Genomic DNA, 7298 nt, shown 5'->3' on the forward strand with positions numbered 1-7298 from the left:
CGGGCCGTCGCCCGTACCCAAACGCTCATCAAGGGCGAGAACGGCATCGGCACGGTCCGCAAGACCACCCTCCCCGGCGGCCTGCGCATCGTCACCGAGACCCAGCCCACCGTCCGCTCCGCCACCTTCGGCATCTGGGCCCACGTCGGCTCCCGCGACGAGACCCCCGCGCTGAACGGCGCCACCCACTACCTGGAGCACCTGCTCTTCAAGGGCACCGCACGCCGCTCCGCCCTGGAGATCTCCTCCGCCCTGGACGCGGTCGGCGGCGAGATGAACGCGTTCACCGCCAAGGAGTACACGTGCTACTACGCACGCGTGCTCGACAGCGACCTGCCGCTCGCCATCGACGTGGTGTGCGACATGCTCACCGGCTCGCTGATCCGCCAGGAGGACGTGGACGTCGAGCGCGGCGCCATCCTCGAAGAGATCGCCATGACCGAGGACGACCCGGGCGACTGCGTGCACGACTTGTTCGCGCACACCATGTTCGGCGACAACCCCCTCGGCCGCCCCGTCCTCGGCACCGTCGAGACGGTCAACGCCCTCACCGCCGAACGCATCCGCCGCTTCTACAAGAAGCACTACGACCCCACCCACCTGGTCGTCGCCTGCGCCGGCAACATCGACCACAACAAGGTCGTACGCCAGGTCCGCGCCGCCTTCGAGAAGGCGGGCGCCCTCAAGGACCCCGACGCCCGGCCCATCGCCCCGCGCGGCGGCACCCGTGCCCTGCGCACCGCAGGACGCGTCGAGGTGGTCGACCGCAGCACCGAGCAGGCGCACATCGTGCTCGGCATGCCCGGCCTGGCCCGCACCGACGAGCGCCGCTGGGCCCTCGGCGTGCTGAACACCGCCCTCGGCGGCGGCATGTCCTCCCGCCTCTTCCAGGAGGTCCGGGAGAAGCGCGGCCTCGCCTACAGCGTGTACTCCTACACCTCCGGCTTCGCCGACTGCGGCCTGTTCGGCGTGTACGCCGGCTGCAGGCCCTCCCAGGTGCACGACGTGCTGAAGATCTGCCGCGACGAACTCGACCAGGTCGCCGAGCACGGACTGGCGGACGACGAGATCGAGCGCGCCATCGGCCAGCTCCAGGGCTCCACCGTCCTCGGCCTGGAGGACACCGGCGCGCTGATGAACCGCATCGGAAAGAGCGAGCTGTGCTGGGGCGAGCAGATGTCGGTCGACGACATGCTGGACCGGATAGCGTCGGTCACCCCGGACGACGTGCGCTCGGTCGCCCGCGACATCCTGGGACGGCGGCCCTCGCTGTCGGTCATCGGCCCGCTGAAGGACAAGCAGGCCGCCCGCCTGCACGAAGCCGTCGCCTGACCCACCCCGGCAATCCCTCGGCAATCCCCTCCGGTAAGGAAGCAACACAGATGAGCAAGCTGCGCGTGGCGGTCCTCGGTGCCAAGGGCCGGATCGGATCCGAGGCGGTCAAGGCGATCGAGGCCGCCGAGGACATGGAACTGGTCGCCGCCCTCGGCCGGGGCGACAAGCTGGAGACGCTCGTCGAGTCCGGCGCCCAGGTCGCCGTGGAGCTGACCACGCCCGCCTCGGTCATGGGCAACCTCGACTTCTGCGTGCGGCACAACATCCACGCGGTCGTCGGCACCACCGGCTGGACCGACGAGCGCCTCGCCCAGCTCAAGGGCTGGCTGGAGCGGTCCCCTGAGACGGGCGTGCTGATCGCGCCCAACTTCTCCATCGGCGCCGTCCTGACCATGAAGTTCGCGCAGATCGCCGCCCCGCTGTTCGAGTCCGTCGAGGTCGTCGAGCTGCACCACCCGAACAAGGCCGACGCCCCCTCCGGCACCGCCACCCGCACCGCCCAGCTCATCGCCGAGGCCCGCCGCGCCGCCGGCTCCGCGCCCGCCCCGGACGCCACGGTCACCGCCCTGGACGGGGCCCGCGGCGCCGACGTGGACGGCGTCCCGGTGCACGCGGTCCGCCTGCGCGGCCTGCTGGCCCACCAGGAGGTCCTGCTCGGCGGCGAGGGCGAGACCCTCACCATCCGCCACGACTCCCTGCACCACAGCAGCTTCATGCCGGGCATCCTGCTCGGCGTCCGCCGCGTGATCAGCACCCCGGGCCTGACCTTCGGCCTGGAGCACTTCCTCGACCTGAACTGAGCCCCGTCCCCGCCATGCGCGCCAAGATCTCCTACGCCCTCACGGCTGCCGTCCTGGTCGTCTACTTCGTCCTGGTCGGCAGCCGGGGCGTGCTCCTCATCGAGGCCGGCACGCCCGTCACCGTCGCCTTCGGCATCGCGGTCCTCATCCTGCCGGTGATCGGGGTGTGGTTCCTGTGGAAGAACACCCAGTTCGTCCGCCAGGCCAACCGCCTCGCCGCCCAGCTCGAGGCCGAGGGCGGGCTGCCCGTCGACGAGCTGAAGCGCCTGCCCAGCGGGCGCATCGACCGCGACTCGGCCGACGAGGTCTTCGCCCGCCGCAAGGCCGAGACCGAGGCCGCCCCCGACGACTGGCGCAGCTGGTTCCGGCTCGCCGTCGCCTACCACGACGCCCGCGACACCCCGCGCGCCCGCAAGGCCATGCAGCGCGCCATCGCCCTGCACCGGCACAGCGCCTCCCAGTGAGCCACGGCGCCACGCAGTGAGCCACGGCGCCACGCAGTGAGGGATGGCGCCGCGCACCGGGCTGCTCCTCACACCCGGCGGTACTCCTCCGCCCACGCCTCCACCGAGTCGGCCGCCCGGTCGAAGGCGAGGTCACGCCCCAGGAAGTCGGCGTTGTGCGTGGTCAGCAGCGGCGGCACCGCCTCCGCCTGCCCGCGCCGCGCGAGCAGCAGCGCCTGCCCCTGCACCATCCGGGGCAGCCCCAGCAGCCGCACCGGCTGCTGCACCGTGCGCACCGAGCCGACCTGCTCCCACGGCACCGTGCGCGTGGTGAAGAACAGCACCTGCCGCAGGCCCCGGGCGCTCACCCACACGCCCATCCGCAGCAGCCGCAGCGCACCGGCGATGACGACCAGCGCCAGCCCGAAGACCACCCCGGCCGACGACACCGACGCCGTCGCCGCGATGATCACCGCGGAGAACAGCACGAACGAGGCGAGCAGCAGCAACAGCGCCGCCGTCCCCACCCGCCAGGGGCCCGGACGGTACGGGCGCCGCCAGCGGTCGCGGTCCTCGTAGGGCAGCGGGACATCGTCCGCGGTGTCGAGCTCGCGGTCGGCCGTCAGAAAGGGCAGGGGCACGGCGGGTCCTCACTAGATCCATGTGATTGCTGTGCCCGGTGAGGCTACCGATACGTTTCCTCGCTCACCAGCAGCCACCGCCCGGACCATGGCCCTTCCGTGGGTAAAGTGACGGCGCACAGGACCAGACGGGAAGGCCCCTCACACCGTGAACCCCGACGCAGACTTCAAGATCGAGTTCCGTAGCGACGTCACCGTCGAGCTGGTCAAACACAGCGCGGCGGACTCCGACGTACTGTTCGCGGCCCGTGTGTCCACGATCGGGGAGCAGTCCCTGGACGAGCTGCAGAAGGACCCGGAGCGCTCCAAGGGCCTGATCAACTACCTGATGCGGGACCGGCACGGCAGCCCGTTCGAGCACAACTCGATGACCTTCTTCATCAGCGCCCCGATCTTCGTCTTCCGCGAGTTCATGCGGCACCGGGTCGGCTGGTCGTACAACGAGGAGTCGGGCCGCTACCGGGAGCTCCAGCCGGTCTTCTACGTCCCCGACAGCTCCCGCAAACTGGTCCAGGAGGGCCGGCCCGGCAAGTACCGCTTCGTCGAGGGCACCCTCGAGCAGCACCGGCTGGTCACCGAGTCCATGGAGGAGTCGTACCGCCAGGCCTACCGCACCTACCAGGAGATGCTCGCCGCCGGCATCGCCCGTGAGGTCGCCCGCTCGGTGCTTCCCGTCGGCCTGTACTCCACCATGTACGCCACCTGCAACGCCCGCTCGCTGATGCACTTCCTCGGCCTGCGCACCCAGCACGAGCTGGCCAAGGTGCCGTCCTTCCCGCAGCGGGAGATCGAGATGGTCGGCGAGAAGATGGAGGCCGAGTGGGCCCGGCTCATGCCGCTCACCTACGCCGCCTTCAACGCCAACGGACGCGTCGCCCCGTAACCCGGGTGGCCGGGCGACGTTCCCCACACCGGCACACATGTACGGATCAGCCCGCGAAGTGTCCGTATTGCGGCACATAGCGAAGTTTCCTAGCCTGATCAAACGGACCCGGTACTGCCTGAACCCCCGAGCAGGCAGTACCGGGCTCCCCATATGCACCACCTTGTCGCCCGCCCCGAGGGCAGACCCGGTCCTGAGCAACGAGTAGCGTGTTACCCATGGCTCCGACCTCCACTCCGCAGACCCCCTTCGGGCGGGTCCTCACCGCCATGGTCACGCCCTTCACGGCGGACGGCGCACTCGACCTCGACGGCGCACAGCGGCTCGCCACCCACCTGGTGGACGCAGGCAACGACGGCCTGATCATCAACGGCACCACCGGCGAGTCCCCCACCACCAGCGACGCGGAGAAAAGGGATCTCGTACGGGCGGTACTGGAGGCCGTCGGCGACCGCGCCCACGTGGTGGCCGGAGTCGGCACCAACGACACCCACCACAGCATCGAGCTGGCCCGCACCGCCGAGCGCACCGGCGCCCACGGCCTGCTGGTCGTCACGCCGTACTACAACAAGCCCCCGCAGGAGGGCCTGTACCGGCACTTCACGGCCATCGCCGACGCCACCGGGCTGCCCGTCATGCTCTACGACATCCCCGGCCGCAGCGGTGTCCCGATCAACACCGAGACGATCGTCCGGCTCGCCGAGCACCCGAGGATCGTCGCCAACAAGGACGCCAAGGGCGACCTCGGCCGCGCCAGCTGGGCCATCGCCCGCTCCGGCCTCGCCTGGTACTCCGGCGACGACATGCTCAACCTGCCCCTGCTCTCCGTGGGCGCGGTCGGCTTCGTCTCCGTCGTCGGCCACCTGGTCACCGCCGAGCTGCGCGCCCTGGTCGAGGCGTACACCTCCGGCGACGTCCAGAAGGCCACCGAGATCCACCAGAAGCTGCTCCCGGTCTACACGGGCATGTTCCGCACCCAGGGCGTGATGACCACCAAGGCGGCCCTCGCCCTGAAGGGCCTGCCCGCCGGACCCCTGCGTCCCCCCATGGCCGAGTGCACCCCCGAGGAGATCGAGCAGCTCAAGATCGATCTTGCCGCCGGCGGGGTACAGCTTTAAACAACAGACTTCGCGCGACCGCCCGCGCACCTGACTCCACAACTGAATAGGCGGGCCACCGGTGCCCGCACCCCATACGACAACTGCTTCTGCACGAACGTCACGCGCGCCACGTGCCCCACCGGTACGTGGCGCGCGTGGTTGAGGAGAGTCTTTTGAGTCATCCGCATCCTGAACTCGGCCCGCCCCCGCCGCTGGCCGACGGCGCACTGCGTGTCACCCCACTCGGCGGCCTGGGCGAGATCGGCCGGAACATGACGGTCTTCGAGTACGGCGGCCGCCTGCTGATCGTCGACTGCGGAGTGCTCTTCCCCGAGGAGGAGCAGCCCGGAATCGACCTGATCCTGCCGGACTTCTCGTCCATCCGGGACCGTCTCGACGACATCGAGGGCATCGTCCTCACCCACGGCCACGAGGACCACATCGGCGGCGTCCCGTTCCTGCTGCGTGAGAAGCCGGACATCCCGCTGATCGGCTCCAAGCTGACCCTCGCCCTGATCGAGGCCAAGCTCCAGGAGCACCGCATCCGCCCCTACACCCTCGAGGTGGCGGAGGGACACCGCGAGCGCATCGGCCCCTTCGACTGCGAGTTCATCGCGGTCAACCACTCCATCCCGGACGCGCTCGCCGTCGCCGTGCGCACCCCCGCGGGCATGGTCGTGCACACCGGCGACTTCAAGATGGACCAGCTGCCGCTGGACAACCGCCTCACGGATCTACACGCGTTCGCGCGGCTGAGCGAGGAGGGCATCGACCTCCTCCTCTCCGACTCCACCAACGCCGAGGTCCCCGGCTTCACCCCGCACGAGCGCGACATCTCCGCTGTGCTCCGCCAGGTGTTCGCCGGCGCCCGCAAGCGGATCATCGTGGCCAGCTTCGCCAGCCACGTCCACCGCATCCAGCAGATCCTGGACGCCGCCCACGAGTACGGCCGCCGGGTCGCCTTCGTCGGCCGCTCCATGGTCCGCAACATGGGCATCGCCCGTGACCTCGGCTATCTGAAGGTCCCGCCGGGCCTGGTGGTGGACGTCAAGACCCTGGACGACCTGCCCGACCACGAGGTGGTCCTGGTCTGCACCGGCTCCCAGGGCGAGCCCATGGCCGCCCTGTCCCGCATGGCCAACCGCGACCACCAGATCCGGATCGTCGAGGGCGACACCGTGATCCTGGCGTCCTCCCTGATCCCGGGCAACGAGAACGCGGTCTACCGCGTGATCAACGGCCTCACCCGCTGGGGCGCCAACGTCGTCCACAAGGGCAACGCCAAGGTCCACGTCTCGGGCCACGCCTCCGCGGGCGAGCTGCTGTACTTCTACAACATCTGCCGCCCGCGCAACCTGATGCCGGTCCACGGCGAATGGCGGCACCTGCGCGCCAACGCGGAACTGGGCGCGCTGACCGGCGTCCCCCACGACCGCATCGTCATCGCCGAGGACGGCGTCGCCGTCGACCTGATCGAGGGCAAGGCCAAGATCTCCGGCAAGGTCCAGGCGGGCTACGTCTACGTCGACGGCCTCTCCGTCGGCGACGTCGGCGAGCCGGCCCTGAAGGACCGCAAGATCCTCGGCGACGAGGGCATCATCTCGGTCTTCGTCGTCCTCGACTCCTCGACCGGCAAGATCACCGGCGGTCCGCACATCCAGGCCCGCGGCTCCGGCATCGACGACTCGGCCTTCGGTGAGGTGATTCCGAAGATCACCGAGTCCCTGGAGCGCTCCGCCCAGGACGGGGTCGTCGAACCGCACCAGATGCAGCAGCTCGTCCGCCGCACGCTGGGCAAGTGGGTCTCCGACACCTACCGGCGCCGCCCGATGATCCTGCCCGTCGTGGTGGAGGTCTGAGCCCGAGCTGACGGTCCGTCGGACCGCAGGGCAGGGCGCGAACTGGGAGCGGGGCGGCTCGATTTGCATCGAGCCGCCCCGCTCCAGTACGTTTACAACTCCTCCCGATCGGGCACCCGGCCACCTCGTGCGCCGGAGACAACCGCCCGGAGGGGGAGGGAAATCCGGCTCAGAATCTCTGATAAAGTCGGGTGCGCCGGAAAGGGAAACGCGCAAGCGGAACCCGGAAAGGCACCG

Annotated in this window: 7 protein-coding genes; 6 read left to right on the forward strand and 1 reads right to left on the reverse strand. The window is 70.1% G+C overall.

The genetic code is table 11. From position 1 onward, the window contains the following. The 3 genes from ABD207_RS31130 to ABD207_RS31140 form a co-directional block, all read left to right on the forward strand. Positions 1–1332, forward strand: a 1332-nt coding sequence (locus ABD207_RS31130; protein WP_344016664.1) for a M16 family metallopeptidase, incomplete at its 5' end; no start/stop codon positions are given. A gap of 50 nt (positions 1333–1382) precedes the next feature. Next, positions 1383–2135, forward strand: coding sequence for a 4-hydroxy-tetrahydrodipicolinate reductase (dapB, locus tag ABD207_RS31135; RefSeq protein WP_344016665.1), 753 nt, complete (start codon positions 1383–1385; stop codon positions 2133–2135). Positions 2136–2149: 14 nt separating this feature from the next. Further along, positions 2150–2599 (forward strand): hypothetical protein, encoded by a 450-nt coding sequence (locus tag ABD207_RS31140; protein ID WP_344016666.1) that lies wholly within the window; start codon positions 2150–2152, stop codon positions 2597–2599. 68 nt (positions 2600–2667) lie between these two features. On the opposite strand, the gene ABD207_RS31145 is transcribed toward ABD207_RS31140, so the two are convergent. After that, positions 2668–3219 (reverse strand): hypothetical protein, encoded by a 552-nt coding sequence (locus ABD207_RS31145; protein WP_344016667.1) that lies wholly within the window; start codon positions 3217–3219, stop codon positions 2668–2670. 148 nt (positions 3220–3367) lie between these two features. Between ABD207_RS31145 and thyX the strand changes: the two genes are divergently transcribed. From thyX to ABD207_RS31160, 3 genes are all read left to right on the forward strand, one after another. Continuing rightward, a complete protein-coding gene (gene thyX / locus ABD207_RS31150; protein ID WP_344016668.1) occupies positions 3368–4102 on the forward strand; it encodes an FAD-dependent thymidylate synthase in 735 nt (244 codons plus the stop codon). A gap of 218 nt (positions 4103–4320) precedes the next feature. Next, positions 4321–5220, forward strand: a complete 900-nt coding sequence (gene dapA / locus ABD207_RS31155) for a 4-hydroxy-tetrahydrodipicolinate synthase (protein ID WP_344006359.1) — start codon at positions 4321–4323, stop codon at positions 5218–5220. Between the two features lie 155 nt (positions 5221–5375). After that, entirely contained in the window at positions 5376–7061 is a 1686-nt protein-coding gene (locus ABD207_RS31160; RefSeq protein WP_344016669.1) for a ribonuclease J, read from the forward strand. Positions 7062–7298 lie beyond the last annotated feature (237 nt).

The organism is Streptomyces thermospinosisporus (assembly GCF_039526425.1).
GTDB lineage: Bacteria > Actinomycetota > Actinomycetes > Streptomycetales > Streptomycetaceae > Streptomyces > Streptomyces thermocarboxydovorans.

Excerpts from the sequence above, each read along its gene's own strand:
- dapB (WP_344016665.1), top strand. The coding sequence starts at position 1,383 with ATGAGCAAGCTGCGCGTGGCGGTCCTCGGTGCCAAGGGCCGGATCGGA.
- dapA (WP_344006359.1), top strand. The coding sequence starts at position 4,321 with ATGGCTCCGACCTCCACTCCGCAGACCCCCTTCGGGCGGGTCCTCACC.
- ABD207_RS31140 (WP_344016666.1), top strand. The coding sequence starts at position 2,150 with ATGCGCGCCAAGATCTCCTACGCCCTCACGGCTGCCGTCCTGGTCGTC.